Here is a 17,389-nt window from a genome sequence, read left to right as displayed (position 1 = left end):
TGAAAGCGCGGGCTCTATCTCCTGTCGACCGCAAGGGAGAACCGCCATGGCCAGCCTCGCCTCCGCTGCCCCCCCCCTGCCCGCGAAAGACCGCTCCGGGCTGGTGCAGGGCGTGGTGCGGCACTTCACGCCGAACTGGTTCACCGTGACCATGGGCACCGGGGCGCTGGCGCTGGCGCTGAACGCGTTGCCCGGCACACACGCCGTCCTTCATGGAGTGGCGGTCGTGCTGTGGCTTGCCAATATCGGGCTGTTCGCACTGTTCACCGCGCTGTATGGCGCGCGTTGGATGCTGTTTCCGCACGAGGCGGCGTGCATCTTCGCCCATCCGGTGATGTCGATGTTCTTCGGTGCGATTCCGATGGGGCTCGCCACCATCCTCAACGGCGTCCTCGCCTTCGGGCCGGCTTTCATCGGCGCGGCGGCGGTGCCGGTGGCGACCGCGCTGTGGTGGGCGGATGCCGGGCTCGCCGTGCTGTGCGGGCTCGCCATACCCTATTGCATGATGACCCGGCAGGATCACGCGCTGGAGAGCCTCACCGCGGTGTGGCTGCTGCCGATCGTCGCCTGCGAGGTCGCAGCGGTGAGCGCGGCGCTGCTCGCCCCACATCTGCCGGCATCGGACGCTTTCGCCTATGTGATGCTCGGCTATGTGCTGTGGGCGCTCTCGGTGCCGCTGGCGCTCAGCCTGCTGGCGCTGCTGTTCCTGCGGCTTGCCCTGCACAAGCTGCCGCCCGCCGAGATGGGCGTGACCGGCTGGCTCGCGCTCGGTCCCATCGGCACCGGCGCGCTCGCGCTCGTGCTGCTCGGCGCGGCGGCGCCCGGGCCCTTCGCCGCCCACGGCCTGGAGGAGGTCGGGCGCATCGCGGCGGGCGTGGGCGTGCTGGGCGGGCTGCTGCTGTGGGGCTATGGCGCGTGGTGGCTGATGCTCGCCGTGCTGGCGACCCTGCGCTATCTGCGTGCCGGCCTGCCCTTCAATCTCGGCTGGTGGGGCTTCACCTTCCCGCTCGCGGTCTATGCGCTGGCGACGCTGGCGCTCGGCCACGCCACCGGCTTTGCCCTGTTCACCACCGGCGGCACGGTGCTGGTGGGCGCGCTCGCCGCGCTGTGGATCCTCGTGGCGGGGCGCACCGCGCGCGGGGCCTGGCGCTGCGAGCTCTTCGCCTCGCCCTGCATCGGTGCGGCGGCGCGCCCGCGCGCTCAGGCCGCAGCGGGAGCCGCCAACGCCTCGGTGGTCGAGATCACCGACGCATAGCCGAAGGCGAGCGCGGACATGAAGGCCGCCTGCACATCGGCGGCGGCGACGGTCCGGCCGTCGAAATCGAGGTCACGGGTCGCGGTCGCGTCCTGCACCACGGTGACGGCATAGCCGAAATCGGAGGCCGCCCGCACCGCCGCATCGACGCACATATGGCTCATGGCGCCGGCGATGGTGAGCTCGGTCACGCCGGCTTCATCGAGCACGGCCTTGAGATCGGTGCCGAGGAAGGCGTTGATGCCGCTCTTCACCACCACCGCTTCGCCGGCACGCGGGGCCACCGCCTGATGGATCGCCGCACCGTCGGTGCCGGGGCGGAAGAAGGGGGCGTCCGGCTCGCCCGATTCGTGGCGGACATGCACCACGAGGCTGCCCCGCGCCCGCGCCGAGGCGAGCAACAGCGCGGCATTGGCGGCAGCCACCTCGGTGCCGGCCAGCGGATAGGCGCCGCCGGGGAAATAATCGTTCTGAAGGTCGATGATGAGCAAAGCGCGGGTCATGCGGGTTCCATCCGTTGGCGCGGGGCGGCCGGCAGACTCCGCGATACGGGAGCGGAAGGCAACCTACCGCCGGGGTAGCGTTTTCCAACCAACACCGGCTACCGCCGGCATGGCTTTCCCGGCGAACACCGGCTACCGCCGGCGTTCGAGGCTCCAGAAGAACAGCACCGTCAGCGCCAGCACGATGATGAGCAGCACGAAGGCCGCCGCCGCGCCTTCGTTCAGCGACAGGCCGAGAAAGGCCCGGCGATAGGCGAAGAAGCTGAGCACCTCGGTGGCGTTGCCCGGCCCGCCCTTGGTGAGGATGTAGGGCAGGTCATAGGTGCGGAACTCGTTGATGAGCTGGATGATGACGGCGATCGCCGCCACCGGGCGCAGCATCGGCAAGGTGATGTACCAGAACTGCTGCAGCGCGCTCGCCCCGTCCACCTCGGCCGCCTCGTAGGGATCGCGCGGCAGCGCGGCGAGGCCGGCGGCGAGGATCAGCACCACGAAGGAGGTCTGCTGCCAGATGTCGATCGCCGCCATGGTCCACAGCGCGAGATCGGCATTGCCCAGCCAGTCGATCCGCGGCAGGCCGAGCGTCTCCATCACATGGTTGGCGATGCCGAGATTGGGCTGCAGCAGCATCCGCCAGATAAGCGCGACGCTGACCGGAGACATCGCCATGGGAATGGTCAGCACGGCGAAATAGAACGGCTTCATGGTGAAGGTGCGGTTCAGCATCATCGCGACGCCGAGCCCGATGACGAACTCGCCCGCCACGGTGACGACCGAATATTTCACCGTCAGCCACACCGCGCTCCAGAACAGCGGATCGCCCATCACCCGACCGAAATTGGCGAAGCCGACAAAGGGCGTGAGGGCCGGCTTGAGCAAGGTGAGCGAGGAAAAGGAGATCAGCGCGGCATAGACCAGCGGAAAGCCCATCACGATGGCCAGCGTCAGCAGGCCCGGCGCGGCGAAGGCCCAGCCATTGCGCCAGTCGCGATCGCCGAAGGTCGTCACCCAGCTCGCCGGGCGGGCCGAAAAGCGCATCCTGCTCGTTCCGCTTGTCGTATCGGGAAGGAAGACCGGTGCGCCGGCACAGAGGGGGTCGGCCGGCGCACCGGAGGGCTGGGGGCGAACCCCCACGCCTTACTTGTTGAGGAGCTGGGTCAGGCCGTCGGCGGCCGCCTTCAGCGCGTCTTCGGGCTTGGCCTGCCCGCCGGCGGCGAGCGAGAGCTGCGCGCCCAGCACGTCCTCGTACTGCGCCGAATAGGCGAAGATCGGGAAGGACTTGCCGGAGGCGACCACATCGAGCGCCGTCTTGTAGAACGGATATTTCTTCAGCACCGCCTCATCCGTGTAGACATCCGAGCGGACCGGGGCATGGCCTTCCAGCGCGCGGGCGACGGAGGTCTTCTGGCTCTGAACCCACTGGATGAAGGTCCAGGCAGCCTGCTTGGATTCGTCCGAAGTGTTCTTCGGAATGCCCCAGCCCCAGCCGCCGCTCTCGCCATGGCCGCCCGGCATGACCGACAGAGCGAGCTTTCCGGCCACGGCCGGGCACTTCTCCTTGTCGTCGAGCTGCGGCAGCATCCACCAATAGGTGACCATGCTGAACGCCTTGCCCGCGCACATCAGGCGCATGGTGTCGTCCAGCGTCGCGGAGAGCGCGCCCTGCTGCGCGCCCTTCTGTACGTTCTCGGCATAGAGCTTCAGAGCCTTCAGCCCCTCCGGGCTGTCCAGCACCACCTTGCGGTTGGCATCGAGATAGGCGCCGCCGGCGGAGAACAGGTAGTTGGAGAACTCCATCGCGTTCGGGTCGCCGCGCTGGGCCTGCATGGCCGCGCCGACGAGGTCGTTTCCGTTCGCCTTGATGAAGGTGGCGATCGCGACATAGTCCTCGAGCGTCGTCGGCGCCGCGAGCTCGCGCCCGGTCTTCGCCTTGAACGCCGCCCTGAGCTTGGGATCCTCCAGCAGGTCGGTGCGGTAGATCAGGCCCATCGAGTAATTGTACATCGGGATGAGCGGCAGGGCATCCTTGGTCTGGCCCAGCAGCTCCAGCATCGAGGGGATAAAGGGCTTCAGATCGAAATTCGACTTCGCCACATAGGGGGTGAGGTCTTCCAGCCAGCCGGCGGCGGGAAACTCGCCGGCCCACAGGAAGTCGACCTCCAGCACGTTGTAGTAGCTTTCCGGCGAGACGAGCTGGGCCACCAGCTTGTCGTGCATGTCGCCATAGCCGATCTTCTCGAACTCAACCTTGATGCCGGTCTCCTTCTCGAACGCCGGCAGCATCTTCTCGATGATCTGGGTTTCCGGCACGTCCTCCATGAGGGCGCGCAGGGTGATGCCGGCGGCATGGGCCGGCAGCGAGGCGAGCAGTGTGGCGCCGGCGAAGGCCAGGCCGAGGGAGCGCATCAGCGTCATGTCGATCTCCTGTTCCGTCTCTGGTGCGGGTGTCCCACCCGCCGGTTGCGGCGCGCCGTTGGCCGGCGCTGCCCGTTCTCTTGCGATCTGCGCTACTTCACGCTGCCGAAGGTGAGCCCCTGCACGATGAAGCGCTGGATGAAGCGGGAAGCGATCACCAGCGGCAGCACCGCCAGCACCACGCCGGCCGACACCTTGGCGATCTGCACGCCGTTCGAGGTCTGGAGCGAGGCGAGCGCCACCGGCACGGTCGCGGTCTGCGGGCCGCTGAGCACGAGGGCAAACAGGAACTCGTTCCAGGTGAGGATGAAGCCGAGCACCCCGGCCGCGGCGATGCCGGGCAGCGAGACCGGCAGCACGATGCGCCAGAACGCGCCCCAGGCGGTGGCGCCGTCGGTCTGCGCCGCCCATTCCAGATCGACCGGGATGCCTTCGAAGAAGCCCATCAGGATCCAGATGAGGAAGGGCAGGTTCAGCGCCGCATAGACGATGACGAGGCCGGTCAGCGAATTGGTGAGCCCGGCGATGCGGAACAGGGTGAAGACCGGCAGCACGATGGCGACGGGCGGCAGCATCTGGGTCGCCAGCACGGCGAAGCGCCCGAACCGCCCGCTCGTCTTGAACCGGGCGAAGGCGTAGCCGGTCATCGCCGCGAAGGGCAGCGCCACGATCACCGAGCCGACCGCGACGATGAGGCTGTTGAGATAGGACTGGCCGTAGCGGGTGGTGGTGAAGAGGGCGACGTAGTTGTCGAGCGTCGCGCCGGGCATCAAGTCGGTGGAGTAGGAGAGCGGCTCGGGAAGCAGGCTTACCCGCACCACCCAGAGCAGCGGCAGCAGGATGACGGCGCAGGCGAGGAGGAGACCGGAATGAAGGGCGACCCGCCGCAGCATGGGCTCCTCCTCAGGACCGTGCGAGGGCGGAAGCCCCCGGCAGCGTGGAGGCTGCCCGCGGCAGGGAGGCTGCCGGCGCAGCGGGCGAGGCCGGCAGGATGACGCCCCCTCCTCCCGGGGCGAGGCGCGGGCGCGGCAAAGCGCGGGTGGTCTCGGGGTCGAACAGGTGCATCGGCCTTGCGTCGACATAAAGCGGCACGCGTGCGCCGATCGGGGCGGTGTAGTGCCGGCTGAGGCGGGCGGCGATCTCGACCGGTTTGTCCCACCCGATCTGGCCGACGAGGATGTTCTCCACCCCCAGCGCCTCCATCGCCACCACGGTGACCTCGATGCGGGCGAAGCCCGGTTCAGCTGTCTCGTGCAGGTCTTCCGGACGCAGGCCGAGGATCACCTCGCGCCCTGCGGCGGGGGCATAGGCGGCGCGGTGCATCTCCGGCACCGGCACCGCGATGCCGTCCGCCTTCACGACGAGGCCGTCGCCCTCCCCTTCCAGCCGGGCGGGGATGAGATTCATCGGCGGGGTGGCGAGGAAGCGGGCGACGAAGGTGTCGACCGGATCGGCATAGACCTCCAGCGGCTTGCCGACCTGGATCATCCGCCCGTCGCGCATGATGCAGATGCGGTCACCCATGGTCATCGCCTCGACCTGGTCGTGGGTGACGTGGACGATGGTGCGGCCGAGCCGGCGGTGCAGCTTCACCAGTTCCAGCCGCATCTCGGCGCGGAGCTGCGCGTCGAGATTGGACAGCGGCTCGTCGAGCAGGAACGCCACCGGATCGCGCACGATCGCCCGGCCGAGGGCGACACGCTGGCGCTGGCCGCCGGACAGCGCGGCGGGCTTGCGGTCGAGATAGGGCGCGAGGCCGAGAAGCTGCGCGGCGTCGCGGATCTTTTCCTCGATCACGGCGCGCGGAGTGCCCCGCATCTTGAGGCCGAAGCCCATATTCTCGCGCACGCTCATATGCGGGTAGAGCGCATAGGACTGAAACACCACCGCGATGTTGCGCTCGCGCGGCGGCACATGGGTGACCGACCGACCGCCGATGCGCAGGTCGCCGGAGGTGATACTCTCCAGCCCCGCAATCATGCGCAGCGTGGTGGATTTCCCGCAGCCGGACGGGCCGAGGAAGATGACGAACTCGCCGTCCCCGATCGTCAGGTCGACGTCGCGCACGCCATAGGCACCGCTGGCGTAGAGCTTGGAGACATGATCGAGCTCGATCGACGACATCGGCAATCCTCTGGACGCTTCCTTGCCGGTGCGGCGCGGAAGCGGCACAACTGAAGCAACATTTCCGAACATCGTGGATTGCGAACCAAACAGATCGCGATTGTATCCACGCGGTCCGGCGATGGCCGGGGCGGTCAGGTCATATAGACGCCGCCGGTCACGTTGATGCCCTGCCCGGTCATGAAGCGGGCCTGCTCGGAGGCAAGGAAAACCACGACGTCGGCGACGTCCTGCGGCTCCTCGATCCGGCCGAGCGGGGTCTGGCTCACATAGTCGGCGATAACCGCCTCCGGGGTGATGCCGCGCAGCGACGCCTCCCACTCCACCTCGCGCGACTGCATCGAGGTCTTCACGAAGCCGGGACACACCGCGTTCACCCGGATGCCCTTGGGCGCCAGCTCGCGGGCGAGGGCCTGGGTCCAGCCGAGCACGGCGAATTTGGAGGCCGAGTAGTGGGCGAGCAGCGGCGCGCCGACCTTGGCCGCCAGCGAGGCGGTGTTGACGATGCAGCCCTTGCCCTGCGCCACGAAATGCCGGGCGGCGATCTGGTTGGTGAGGAAGATGCCGGTGGTGTTGACCGCGAAGTTGAACGCCCATTCCTCATCGGTCAGTTCCAGCGCCGGCTTCATGGTGGAAACGCCGGCATTGGCGATGAGGAGGTCGCAGCCGCCGAGCGCGGCGAGCACATCGGCAAAGCCAGCCTCCACCGATTCGCGGGCCCGCACATCCATCGACACCGCGACCGCGCCGCCGCCGATCTCGGCCGCCGCCTGCTGCGCGCGGGCGAGGTCGATGTCGGCGATGGCGACGCGCGCCTTCTGCCGCGCAAGGGCCTCGGCAATCGCCCGGCCGATGCCGACCGCCCCGCCCGTGACGAGGGCGCGACGCCCGGCCAGCTCGGGATAGACGGGGGTGGGGACGGCCGCGCTCATGTCCGGTGCTCCTGTGTTCGAAGCGAACCTTATCGCAACATTATCGCACATCAAGAGGATTCTTTTGTTTGATTTTGTCCATTTTGGCCGGTAAAACAAAACGAAGCCCCTCCCGTTCGCCTCCGCCCTCCTCCGGGCCTGCCTGCGGATCCGCCATGGTCGACGACAGCCCCCGCTCCGCCATCCCTTCCGCGACGCCCGACCTCGCGCCCTCCCGCGGCGACGAGCGCGCGCGCACCTTGCTGCCGGCGCGGCAGACCTTCATCCTCGACCGTCTGGCGAGCGCGGGCTCGGTCTCCGTCACCGCCATCGCCGGCGAACTCGGCGTCTCCGACATGACCATCCGCCGCGACCTCGTGGAGCTGGAGCGCGAAGGCCGGCTGGTGCGCATCCATGGCGGAGCGGTGGTGCCGGACGGGCCGGCCCCGGTCATCATGGACAGCGACGAGCCGCGCTTCGAGGCCCGCCTGCGCCGGGGAGCGGACGGCAAGGCGGCAATCGCCGCGCTCGCCGCCGGCCTCATCGCCGGCCACCGCACCGTCGCGGTCGATGTCGGCACCACCACCTATCTGATGGCCCGCCATCTTCGCGAAGCCCCGCATATCAAGGTGTTCACCAACAGCCTGCGCGTGTCCGGCCTGCTCGATGGCGGGCTGCCGGAGGTCTATGTCGCGGGCGGGCGGGTGCGCGCCGACGAGATGAGCGTCTACGGGCCGACCGCCATCGCCCAGTTCGAGACGCTGTGGTTCGACGTCGCCGTGATCGGCGCCTCGGGGCTCACGGCCGAGGGCTTCTACGACTATTCCTTCGAGGATGCGGACCTGAAGCGGGTCTATCTGCGACGCTCGGGCGTGCGCATCCTGCTGTGCGACGCCGCCAAGTTCCAGCGCATGTCGCTGGTCGAGGTCGGCAAGCTCTCCGACATCACCATGCTCATCACCGATGCCGAACCCCCGGCGCGGATCGCCGCCGCGCTCGCCGCCGCCCGCGTCGACGTGCGCATCGCGAGCCCTGCCGCCAGCGCCTGAGCGGGGCTGTTCCCGCCGCGCCCTTTTGTTTCCAAGGAGCAGACCAGATGGTTTTCGAGTGTTTCGGCGACAAGAAGAAGGTCGTCATCGCCATGGCGCATATCGGCGCCCTGCCCGGCGCGCCGCTCTATGATGCCGATGGCGGCCTCGACAAGCTGATCGAGGGCGTGCTCGCCGATGTCGAGAAGCTGCAGGCCGGCGGCGTCGATGCCATCATGTTCGGCAACGAGAACGACCGCCCTTATGTCTTCAAGGGCTCGCCCGCCTCCATCGCCGCCATGAGCGCCATCGTCCAGGCGGTGAAGCCGAGCCTCAAGGTGCCGTTCGGCGTGAACTATCTGTGGGATCCGGTCGCCACCGTCGCCATCGGCGCCACCACCGGCGCCAGCTTCGTGCGCGAGATCTTCACCGGCCTGTTCGCCTCCGACATGGGATTGTGGGAGCCGAACTGCGCCGAGGCCTCGCGCCTGCGCCACGACCTGAAGCGCGACGACATGAAGATGCTCTTCAACATCAATGCCGAATTCGCCCATTCGCTCGACCAGCGCCCGATCGAGCTGCGCGCCAAGAGCGCGGTGTTCTCCTCGCTCGCCGACGCCATCCTCGTCTCCGGCCCGATCACCGGCCAACCGGCCGACCAGTCGCATCTGCGCAAGGTCGCCGAGACGGTGAAGGAGGTGCCGATCTTCGCCAATACCGGCGTCAACATCGACAATATCCGCGACATCTTCTCCATCGCCTCCGGCGTCGTGATCGGCACCCATTTCAAGGTGGACGGCAACACCTGGAACGCGGTGGAGGCCGGGCGTGTGTCGCGCTTCATGGATGTGGTCAACGCCATCCGCTGAACCCCGCGTGTTCCCGCAAGGCGCTGACATGACCGCGTTTCTCGGCCTCGACATCGGCACGACCTCGACCATCGGCATCCTCGTCCGGCTTTCGGGCGAGGTGCTGGGCGTCGCGTCCCGGCCGGTGACGCTCACCTCGCGCCACGCCGGCTGGGCCGAGGAGGATCCCGCGCAATGGTGGGACAATGCCTGTGCGATCTGCCGCGAGCTGATCGCGGCAAGCGGGATTGCGCCGGGCGAGATCGCAGCGGTCGGCGTCACCGGCATGCTGCCGGCGGTGGTGCTGCTGGACGCGGAAGACCGGCTGCTGCGCCCTTCCATCCAGCAGAGCGACGGGCGCTGCGGGGTCGAGGTCGGCGAGATGCGGGCCGAGCGCGACGAGGCGGATTTCATCGCCAAGGCGGGGAACGGCATCAACCAGCAGCTCGTTGCCGCCAAGCTCCGCTGGATCGAACGGCACGAGCCGCAGGTGTTCGCCAAGATCGCGACCGTGTTCGGCTCCTACGACTATGTGAACTGGCGGCTGACGGGCGAGAAGGCGGTCGAACAGAACTGGGCGCTGGAGGCCGGCTTCGTCGATGTGACGCGCCATGTGATCGACGACGACCTGGTCGCCTTCGCGCATGTCCCGCGCAGCGCCATCCCGCGCAAGGTGGCCTCGCACGCCATCCTCGGCACCGTGACCGCGGCCGCAGCGGCGGCGACGGGTCTTGCGGAAGGCACCCCGGTCGCCGGCGGGGCGGCGGACTTCATCGCCTCCGCGCTCGGAGCGGGGGTGCGGAAGGCGGGCGACGTGCTGCTGAAATTCGGCGGCTCGGTGGACGTTCTCACCGCGACGGACACGGTGAAGCCGGACCCGCGGCTTTATCTCGACTACCATCTGATTCCCGGCCTGTTCATGCCCAATGGCTGCATGTCGACCGGGGGCTCGGGGCTCAACTGGTTCGTCAGGCAGTTCGCCGGCGGCGAGAAGGCGGCGGCAGACGCGGCGGGCCTCACGCTTCATCAATATCTCGATCGCCTCGCCGACGCGAAGCCGGCCGGCGCCGAAGGCGTCCTCTTCCTGCCCTACCTTCTCGGCGAGAAGACCCCGCTGCACGACCCCGCTGCGCGCGGCGTGATCGATGGGCTGACCCTCTCCCACGACATCGGCCATGTGTGGCGGGCGCTGCTGGAAGGCTATGCCTACGCCATCGCCCACCATGTCGAGGTGCTGACCGATATGGGTCACCCCTGCGAGCGCTATCTGGTCTCCGACGGGGGCTCGCAGTCGCGGGTGTGGATGCAGATCGTCGCCGATGTGCTGCAGAAGCCGGTGCAGCGGCTGAGCGGGCATCCCGGCTCCTCGCTGGGCGCAGCCTGGACGGCGGCGGTCGCTGTGGGCGCAGCGCATTGGGACGGCATTTCCCGCTTCGTCTCCACGGACGAGGAGATCCAGCCCGATCCGGCGACGGCAGCGAGCTATGCGGAAGGCTATCACCGCTTCCGCGATCTTTACCGGCGCCTTCGGGACTAGATCGCGTTTATCGTCTTCCGCGACTCCTCCGCCTTCCGAATCGCACAGGACATCGCCCGAGAATGACGTGCACCCCGCCTCCCGACCTCGAAGCCGTCGCCTGGGACATCGACGGGACGCTGGTGGATAGCGAACCGCTGCATCACCGCGCGCTGGTCGCCGGCTCGGCAGTCTTCGGGATGGACCTCTCGGATCTGCCGGACCAGGCCTATCGCGGCATCCACATCAATGATGTGTGGGACATATTGCGTCCGCGCCGGCCGGACGCGGTGGCTTTCGACGAATGGATGCATGCGATCTACGACCATTATGTCGCCAACACCCATGAGCTGGTGCCGGTGCCGGGGGCGGTCGAGACGGTGAAGGCGCTGGCGGGCAAGGGCGTCCGGCAGGTCTGCGTGTCCAATTCCAGCCGGCGCATCGTCGATGCCAATCTGGAAGCGCTGGGCATTTCCGCGTTCATGGCCTTTTCCATCAGCCTCGACGACGTGACCAATGGAAAGCCCGACCCCGAGCCCTATCGCACCGCCGTCGAGCGGCTGAATCTCGCCCCGCCGGCCGTGGCGGCGGTGGAGGACAGCAACACCGGCGCGCGCTCCGCCGATGAAGCGGGGCTCTATGTCGTCGGCTACACGCCATCAGGGGGAGGATTCGGCCGGGTGGACCTTGCGGTGGACGACCTTGCCGAGGTCACGGCGCTGTTCCCGGCCAGGGCGGCGGGCGGCTGACGGCGGCGGGCGGCTGACGGCATCGGTCAGCGCGAACGACCCCTCTTCTCCCACGCCCCGGCGATGCCGGCCACGAGCTGTGCCAGCGGATAGGGAATCCAGATCGGCACATAGCGATAAGGGTGTCCCGCCTGAAGCGGCCGGTGCAGGAAATCGGCACGTTTGCGGTCCTGACGTGCGCGCTCCGCGGGTGAGAGCTTCTTCTTGTTCGTGGCCACGACATCTCCTCGCCCGCAGGGTTAGGGAGTGCTTCGGACACGGGCACCCGCCGGATGCGGCGCGCATCCCTCCACCGCAAGCACAGACCGGACCATGTGACGCTTCGTTAGGCGACGAAGGGCTCAATAACCCCGCCGACCATTGGCATAGAAGCTTTCCGCCGCCTCGGCCTCGTTCAGCGTGAAGCGATGATCCACGGGCGGATGCGCGCGCTGCTCGCAATCGAGGCGCGGACAGATGCGACAGCCGACGCCGATGGGCACGGTCTGGGAGGGATCGGCGAGGTTCATGCCGTCGGCATAGACCATCTGCGTCGCGTGGCCGATGTGGCAGCCGAGGCCGATCGACATGTGCCGGCGCGGCGCATTGTGGCGATGGCCGCCCTTGGCGGTGGCGCGGGCGATGCAGAAATAACGCTGGCCTTCCGGCATCTGGCTGATCTGCACATTGATGCGCTCGGGATGCAGGAACGCGGAATAGACGTTCCAGCGCGGGCACGCACCCGAATGGCGCGAGATGTGGATGCCCGACAGCGAGAAGCGCTTTGAAATATTGCCGGCAATGTCCGTGCGCACCAGATGCAGCGGAATGCCGGAACGTCCCGGCCGCTGCAGCGTGGTCATGCGGTGGCACACCTGCTCGAAACTGGTGCGGAAGCGGCGCTGGATGCGCTCGATGTCGTAGCGGGTTTCCCGGCAGGCATCAAGGAAGGGCTCGTAGGGCATGACAACGGCGCCGGCAAAGTAACTCGCCAGCGCGTTGCGTGCCACCACCGGCGCATCGGCCGGCAGGTCGCTGGCGGCCAGCAGCTCCTCGATCTCCCGCCCCGCCGCCATCAGGCCGAGCTGGTGGGCGACGGTGAAGACCGCGGTTTCCGGCGCCAGCACATCGGAGGTGAGGATCTCGCGCCGGTCGGCATCGTAGCGCCGGGCGATGCCGGGCGGCAGCGGGGCCAGACGCCAGTTCAGGCCGAACACGTTGAACAGATAGGTGCGCAGCCCGTGTTCGAAGGAATCGAAGCTGTCCGAGCCTGAATCGATGTCGCCGCGCACCCGCTCCGCCGCGGCTTCCAGCGTTGCGAAGTAATTGGCGTTCTGCTGCAGGAAGTCGGACACCGCATCGGTGGCGGGGTGGTGACCGACGCTCTCCGGGTCCACCGCCTCGCCGCTGCCGCCTGCGCTCAGCTTGGCGGAGCGCAGGGCGCGGTACTGGTCGAACAGGCGCACCACTGCCCGGCCGATGGCGGGATTCGAGGTGGCGAGGTCGCGCACATCCTGGTTGGTCAGCCCGCTCTCGGTGAAGATCTCGTCGCCGAACAGCTCCATCAGGTCGCCGACCAGGCGCGGCTCGTCATTCTCCACCAGTTCGCCCGGCTCGATGCCGAAATGCGCCGAGAGCTTCATCAGCAGCGGCACGGTGATGCGGCGGCGATTGTGCTCGATCAGGTTGAGATAGCTCGCGGAAATGCCGAGCGCGCCCGCGAGTTCGGCCTGCGAGGTCTTGTGGTTCCGGCGCAGGCGCTGGATGCGCCCCCCGATCTGCGGATCGCCTGCCTGCACGACAGCCACCCTTTTCCCGACTTTACACTTTGCCCGATTTACAACTTCACACGCCGGTCTTTACAGGCGTTTTCAGCTTAACACGCTCATTTCACTAACGTTCTTGCCTTCTGATGTCGAGTGTTAAATCTTTACATCACACAGGAGGCACCGCCATGGATCCCCGCAGCACTACCATCGAAGAAGAGTTCGTCACCATCATCGGCGCGAACCCGGAAGAGATCAGCCGGGCCTTCCAGGCCCAGGGGCTCGCGGACCAGCACTTCGCCGTGGTCCACCGCATGGGCCGCCACCGCTTCACCATGGCGGAAGGCGCGGACAGCTCCACGCTCTTCGACGGACGCCCGCTGGTTGCCGCCACCTATGTGCGGCGCCATCCGGGCTGACGCCGGACCCTTTTCAGCCAAACCCTTTCAAACGCCGGTCGAAAACGGCGGCCAAGTCTAGGATAGAGGACAGATCATGCTCGACACGTCGCGCGGTACGCCCCCCGGCCCGAACGAATTCGCTGCCCCCGGCTGGGCGCCGGATCGCTGGAACGGCATCCGCCGCACCTTCACCCCGGCCGATGTCGCCAAGCTCTCCGGCTCGCTGCGCATCGACCATACCCTCGCCCAGCACGGCGCCCGCAAGCTGTGGGAGCTGCTGCAGAGCGAGGACTACCTGCCCACGCTCGGTACCTATACCGGCAACCAGGCGGTGCAGCAGATCAAGGCCGGGCTGAAGGCGATCTACCTCTCCGGCTGGCAGGTCGCGGCAGACGCCAATTCCGGCGGCGACATGTATCCCGACCAGAGCCTTTATGCGGTGGACAGCGTTCCCGCCGTCATCCGCCGCATCAACAAGGCCTTCCAGCGCGCCGACCAGATCCAGACCATGGAGAAGGCCGAGGGCAAGGCGACCACCGACATCGACTTCTTCGCCCCCATCATCGCCGATGCCGAAGCGGGCTTCGGCGGCCAGCTCAACGCCTTCGAGCTGACCAAGGCGATGATCGAGGCCGGCGCCGCGGCGGTGCATTTCGAGGACCAGCTCGCTTCGGAGAAGAAGTGCGGCCATCTCGGCGGCAAGGTTCTGGTGCCGACCCGCACCTTCATCCGCACGCTGAACGCCGCGCGCCTCGCCGCCGACGTCATGGGCGTGCCGACCGTCATCATGGCCCGCACCGATGCGGAAGCCGCGCGGCTCATCACCTCCGACATCGACGAGGCGGACCGTCCCTTCATCACCGGCGAGCGCACGGCGGAAGGCTTCTACCGTCTGAAGGGCGGCTTCGAGGCCGGCATCGCCCGCGCGGTGGCCTATGCGCCCTATGCCGACCTGCTGTGGTGCGAGACCTCGACGCCCAGCCTCGAGGACGCCCGCCGCTTCGCCGAAGGGGTGCACAAGCACTTCCCCGGCAAGATGCTCGCCTATAATTGTTCGCCGTCCTTCAACTGGGCCAAGCACATGGACCGGGCCCAGATGCGCACCTTCCAGCGCGAGTTGGGCGCGATGGGCTATCGCTACCAGTTCATCACCTTGGCCGGCTTCCACAATCTCAGCTTCACGACCTTCGACCTCGCCCGCCGCTACCGGGACGAGGGAATGGCCGCCTATTCGCAACTCCAGGAAGCCGAGTTCGCCGCGGAAGCGCAGGGTTTCTCGGCCATGCGGCACCAGCGCGAGGTCGGCACCTCCTATTTCGACGCCATCGCCACCGCATTGTCGGAAGGCACCAGCGCGACCACCGCGATGGGCGAATCCACCGAAACCGCCCAGTTCCACTGAGCGGACTGAGGGCCCGGACACCGCGCGGTCCGGGCCCGCTTTTCTGCATGCCTCCTCTTGCAATGCAACGAAAGTCGACGCACCTGCAGCATAAAGGTGCGCTATTTTGTCTCGCACATAAACATCGCCTTGCAGGGCCAATCGCCAAAGAGAGACACGCCATGAGCCACAACGTCACGAGCACCGTCACCATTGCCGGCCTGAAGGTGGACGCCGCCCTCCATGCCTTCGTGGCCCGGGAAGCCCTTCCCGGCACGGGCGTGGACGAGGCCGCGTTCTGGGCCGGGTTCGGTGCGCTCGTGGCGGAGTTCGCGCCGCGCAACGCCGCGCTGATGGAAAAGCGCGACACACTCCAGGCCGCGATCGACGGCTGGCACCGCGACAACCGCGGCGCTTTCGACCCTGCGGCCTATGAGCGCTTCCTTGCCGACATCGGCTATCTCCAGCCCGCGCCGGCGCCTTTCGCCGTCACCACCGACAATGTCGACGACGAGCTGGCGCACATTCCCGGCCCGCAGCTCGTGGTGCCGGTGACCAATGCGCGCTACGCGCTGAACGCCGCCAATGCGCGCTGGGGCAGCCTGTATGACGCGCTCTACGGCACCGACGCCATTCCCGAGACCGGCGGCGCCGCGCGCGGCTCGACCTTCAACCCCGCCCGCGCGGCGCAGGTCGTCGCCCGCGCCCGCGCCTTCCTCGACGCCATCGCTCCGCTGACCGAAGGCAGCCATGCCGACGTGGTGGCCTACAGCATCACCGGGGACAGCCTCGCGGTGGAACTGAAGGACGGCACCATCACCGGCCTGAAGGACCGCGCCGGCTTCAAGGGCTTCACCGGCGGCGTCGACGCGCCGACCACAGTGCTGCTGGTCCATAACGGCCTGCATGTCGAAATCGCCATCGACCGCACCAACCGCATCGGCGCGCGCGACGAGGCGGGCGTCGCCGACATCCTGGTCGAGGCGGCGGTCACCACCATTATCGACGCCGAGGACAGCGTCGCTGCGGTGGATGCGCAGGACAAGATCCTCGTCTACCGCAACTGGCTCGGCCTGATGAAGGGCACGCTCAGCGCCCGCTTCGGCAAGGAAGGACGTGCGGTCGAGCGCAAGCTGAGCCCCGACCGCGTCTATTCCCGCCCCGACGGCTCGACCCTCACCTTGCACGGCCGCAGCCTGCTGCTGATCCGCAATGTCGGCCACCACATGATGACACAGGCGGTGACTCTGGCCGACGGCTCGCCGATCCCGGAGACCTTGCTCGACGCGGCGCTGACCTCGCTGATCGCGCTTTACGACCTCAAGGGCACCGGGCCGCTGCGCAACAGCCGCACCGGCTCGGTCTATATCGTGAAGCCGAAGATGCACGGGCCGGAAGAGGTCGCCTTCGCGGTCGAGCTGTTCGGCGCGGTGGAGACGCTGCTCGGCATGGCGCCGAAGACGCTCAAGATCGGCATCATGGACGAGGAGCGCCGCACCAGCGCCAATCTGCGCGCCGCCATCCATGCCGCGCGCGAGCGGGTGGTGTTCATCAATACCGGCTTCCTCGACCGCACCGGCGACGAGATCCACACCGACATGGAAGCCGGGCCGGTGGTGCGCAAGAACGAGATGCGCGGCACCGCCTGGATCAAGGCCTATGAGGACAACAATGTCGATGCCGGGCTGGAGACACGCCTCGACGGCCGCGGCCAGATCGGCAAGGGCATGTGGGCGATGCCCGACCGCATGGCCGACATGCTGAAGCAGAAGATCGCCCATCCGCTCGCCGGCGCCAACACTGCCTGGGTGCCCTCGCCCACCGCCGCTACGCTGCACGCACTGCACTATCACGAGGTCGACGTGCTCGCCCGGCAGGCCGAACTGCGCGGGCGCCCCCGTGCCTCGCAGCGCGATCTGCTCACTTTACCGCTCGACGCGCGACAGGCGTGGAGCGCGCAGGAGATCCAGCAGGAGCTCGACAACAACATCCAGGGCATCCTCGGCTATGTGGTGCGCTGGGTCGATCTCGGTATCGGCTGCTCCAAGGTGCCGGACATCCACAATGTCGGGCTGATGGAAGACCGCGCCACGCTGCGCATCTCCGCCCAGCACGTCGCCAACTGGCTGCGCCACGGGGTCGCCGGCACCGGGCAGGTGGAAGAGACGCTGCGCCGGATGGCGGCGGTGGTGGACGGGCAGAATGCGGGAGAGCCCGGCTACCGGCCGATGGCGCCCGCCTTCGAGGGCCCGGCCTTCGCGGCGGCGCGCGACCTCATCTTCCTCGGCCGCGAGCAGCCCAACGGCTACACCGAATTCGTGCTGCATGCCCGCCGTCAGGAGGCCAAGGCTCGTGATGCGCGCGAGGGCGGCGTGCTGGACCGGGACAGCGCCGCGGCCTGACGTCTTCGGTTCCACAGTTCCCGGCACGGGCGTCGCGCGCCCGCGCCGGCGGTCCGTTCAGCGAAGGGGTTCTCCTAACGGATCGCCCGCGCTCCGGCACCCCTCGCCGGA

Annotated in this window: 16 protein-coding genes; 8 read left to right on the top strand and 8 right to left on the bottom strand. The window is 68.0% G+C overall.

Annotated features, from left to right (window positions below; translation table 11 throughout):
* The first annotated feature begins 46 nt into the window (after positions 1 to 46).
* Positions 47 to 1,255: an SLAC1 family transporter gene (locus MWN34_RS04180; protein WP_247026858.1), complete on the top strand. Its 1,209-nt coding sequence runs from the start codon at positions 47 to 49 to the stop codon at positions 1,253 to 1,255.
* Here the strand turns inward: MWN34_RS04180 and MWN34_RS04175 are convergent.
* From MWN34_RS04175 to MWN34_RS04150, 6 genes are all read right to left on the bottom strand, one after another.
* The gene (locus tag MWN34_RS04175; RefSeq protein WP_247026856.1) at positions 1,201 to 1,758 is read right to left on the bottom strand and encodes a cysteine hydrolase family protein; all 558 of its coding nucleotides are present in this window, start codon (positions 1,756 to 1,758) and stop codon (positions 1,201 to 1,203) included. The two genes, MWN34_RS04180 and MWN34_RS04175, sit on opposite strands and share 55 nt — an antisense overlap.
* A gap of 132 nt (positions 1,759 to 1,890) precedes the next feature.
* Positions 1,891 to 2,796, bottom strand: a complete 906-nt coding sequence (locus tag MWN34_RS04170) for a carbohydrate ABC transporter permease (RefSeq protein WP_247026854.1) — start codon at positions 2,794 to 2,796, stop codon at positions 1,891 to 1,893.
* 99 nt (positions 2,797 to 2,895) lie between these two features.
* Positions 2,896 to 4,173, bottom strand: a complete 1,278-nt coding sequence (locus MWN34_RS04165) for an extracellular solute-binding protein (RefSeq protein WP_247026852.1) — start codon at positions 4,171 to 4,173, stop codon at positions 2,896 to 2,898.
* Between the two features lie 92 nt (positions 4,174 to 4,265).
* Entirely contained in the window at positions 4,266 to 5,066 is an 801-nt protein-coding gene (locus MWN34_RS04160; protein ID WP_247026850.1) for a carbohydrate ABC transporter permease, read from the bottom strand.
* A gap of 10 nt (positions 5,067 to 5,076) precedes the next feature.
* Positions 5,077 to 6,297, bottom strand: coding sequence for an ABC transporter ATP-binding protein (locus MWN34_RS04155; RefSeq protein WP_247026848.1), 1,221 nt, complete (start codon positions 6,295 to 6,297; stop codon positions 5,077 to 5,079).
* 134 nt (positions 6,298 to 6,431) lie between these two features.
* Positions 6,432 to 7,229 carry an SDR family NAD(P)-dependent oxidoreductase gene (locus tag MWN34_RS04150; protein WP_247026846.1) on the bottom strand — a complete coding sequence of 266 codons (798 nt, stop codon included), beginning with the start codon at positions 7,227 to 7,229 and terminating at the stop codon, positions 6,432 to 6,434.
* Positions 7,230 to 7,384: 155 nt separating this feature from the next.
* Between MWN34_RS04150 and MWN34_RS04145 the strand changes: the two genes are divergently transcribed.
* The 4 genes from MWN34_RS04145 (at position 7,385) to MWN34_RS04130 (ending at position 11,349) form a co-directional block, all read left to right on the top strand.
* Positions 7,385 to 8,257 carry a DeoR/GlpR family DNA-binding transcription regulator gene (locus tag MWN34_RS04145; RefSeq protein ID WP_247026844.1) on the top strand — a complete coding sequence of 291 codons (873 nt, stop codon included), beginning with the start codon at positions 7,385 to 7,387 and terminating at the stop codon, positions 8,255 to 8,257.
* A 47-nt stretch (positions 8,258 to 8,304) separates the two neighbouring features.
* Positions 8,305 to 9,105, top strand: coding sequence for a BtpA/SgcQ family protein (locus tag MWN34_RS04140; RefSeq protein WP_247026842.1), 801 nt, complete (start codon positions 8,305 to 8,307; stop codon positions 9,103 to 9,105).
* Positions 9,106 to 9,133: 28 nt separating this feature from the next.
* Positions 9,134 to 10,621 carry an FGGY-family carbohydrate kinase gene (locus tag MWN34_RS04135; RefSeq protein ID WP_247026840.1) on the top strand — a complete coding sequence of 496 codons (1,488 nt, stop codon included), beginning with the start codon at positions 9,134 to 9,136 and terminating at the stop codon, positions 10,619 to 10,621.
* 62 nt (positions 10,622 to 10,683) lie between these two features.
* A complete protein-coding gene (locus MWN34_RS04130) occupies positions 10,684 to 11,349 on the top strand; it encodes an HAD family hydrolase (protein ID WP_247026838.1) in 666 nt (221 codons plus the stop codon).
* 26 nt (positions 11,350 to 11,375) lie between these two features.
* Here the strand turns inward: MWN34_RS04130 and MWN34_RS04125 are convergent, their stop codons facing one another.
* Both MWN34_RS04125 and MWN34_RS19695 read right to left on the bottom strand, forming a co-directional pair.
* Positions 11,376 to 11,567: a hypothetical protein gene (locus MWN34_RS04125; protein WP_247026836.1), complete on the bottom strand. Its 192-nt coding sequence runs from the start codon at positions 11,565 to 11,567 to the stop codon at positions 11,376 to 11,378.
* 123 nt (positions 11,568 to 11,690) lie between these two features.
* On the bottom strand, positions 11,691 to 13,136 hold the full coding sequence (locus tag MWN34_RS19695; protein WP_247026834.1) for a helix-turn-helix domain-containing protein: 1,446 nt from the start codon (positions 13,134 to 13,136) through the stop codon (positions 11,691 to 11,693).
* 146 nt (positions 13,137 to 13,282) lie between these two features.
* Here MWN34_RS19695 and MWN34_RS04115 point away from each other — a divergent pair, with 146 nt between their 5' ends.
* From MWN34_RS04115 to MWN34_RS04105, 3 genes are all read left to right on the top strand, one after another.
* Positions 13,283 to 13,513, top strand: coding sequence for a hypothetical protein (locus MWN34_RS04115; protein ID WP_247026831.1), 231 nt, complete (start codon positions 13,283 to 13,285; stop codon positions 13,511 to 13,513).
* 76 nt (positions 13,514 to 13,589) lie between these two features.
* On the top strand, positions 13,590 to 14,897 hold the full coding sequence (aceA, locus tag MWN34_RS04110; RefSeq protein WP_247026829.1) for an isocitrate lyase: 1,308 nt from the start codon (positions 13,590 to 13,592) through the stop codon (positions 14,895 to 14,897).
* Between the two features lie 161 nt (positions 14,898 to 15,058).
* Entirely contained in the window at positions 15,059 to 17,278 is a 2,220-nt protein-coding gene (locus tag MWN34_RS04105; protein WP_247026827.1) for a malate synthase G, read from the top strand.
* Positions 17,279 to 17,389: the final 111 nt, after the last annotated feature.

Origin of the sequence: Ancylobacter crimeensis, from assembly GCF_023016805.1 — a bacterium.
GTDB classification, from domain to species: Bacteria; Pseudomonadota; Alphaproteobacteria; order Rhizobiales; family Xanthobacteraceae; genus Ancylobacter; species Ancylobacter crimeensis.
Note: the sequence above shows the minus strand (reverse complement) of the source record. Positions and strands in the feature narration are given on the sequence as shown.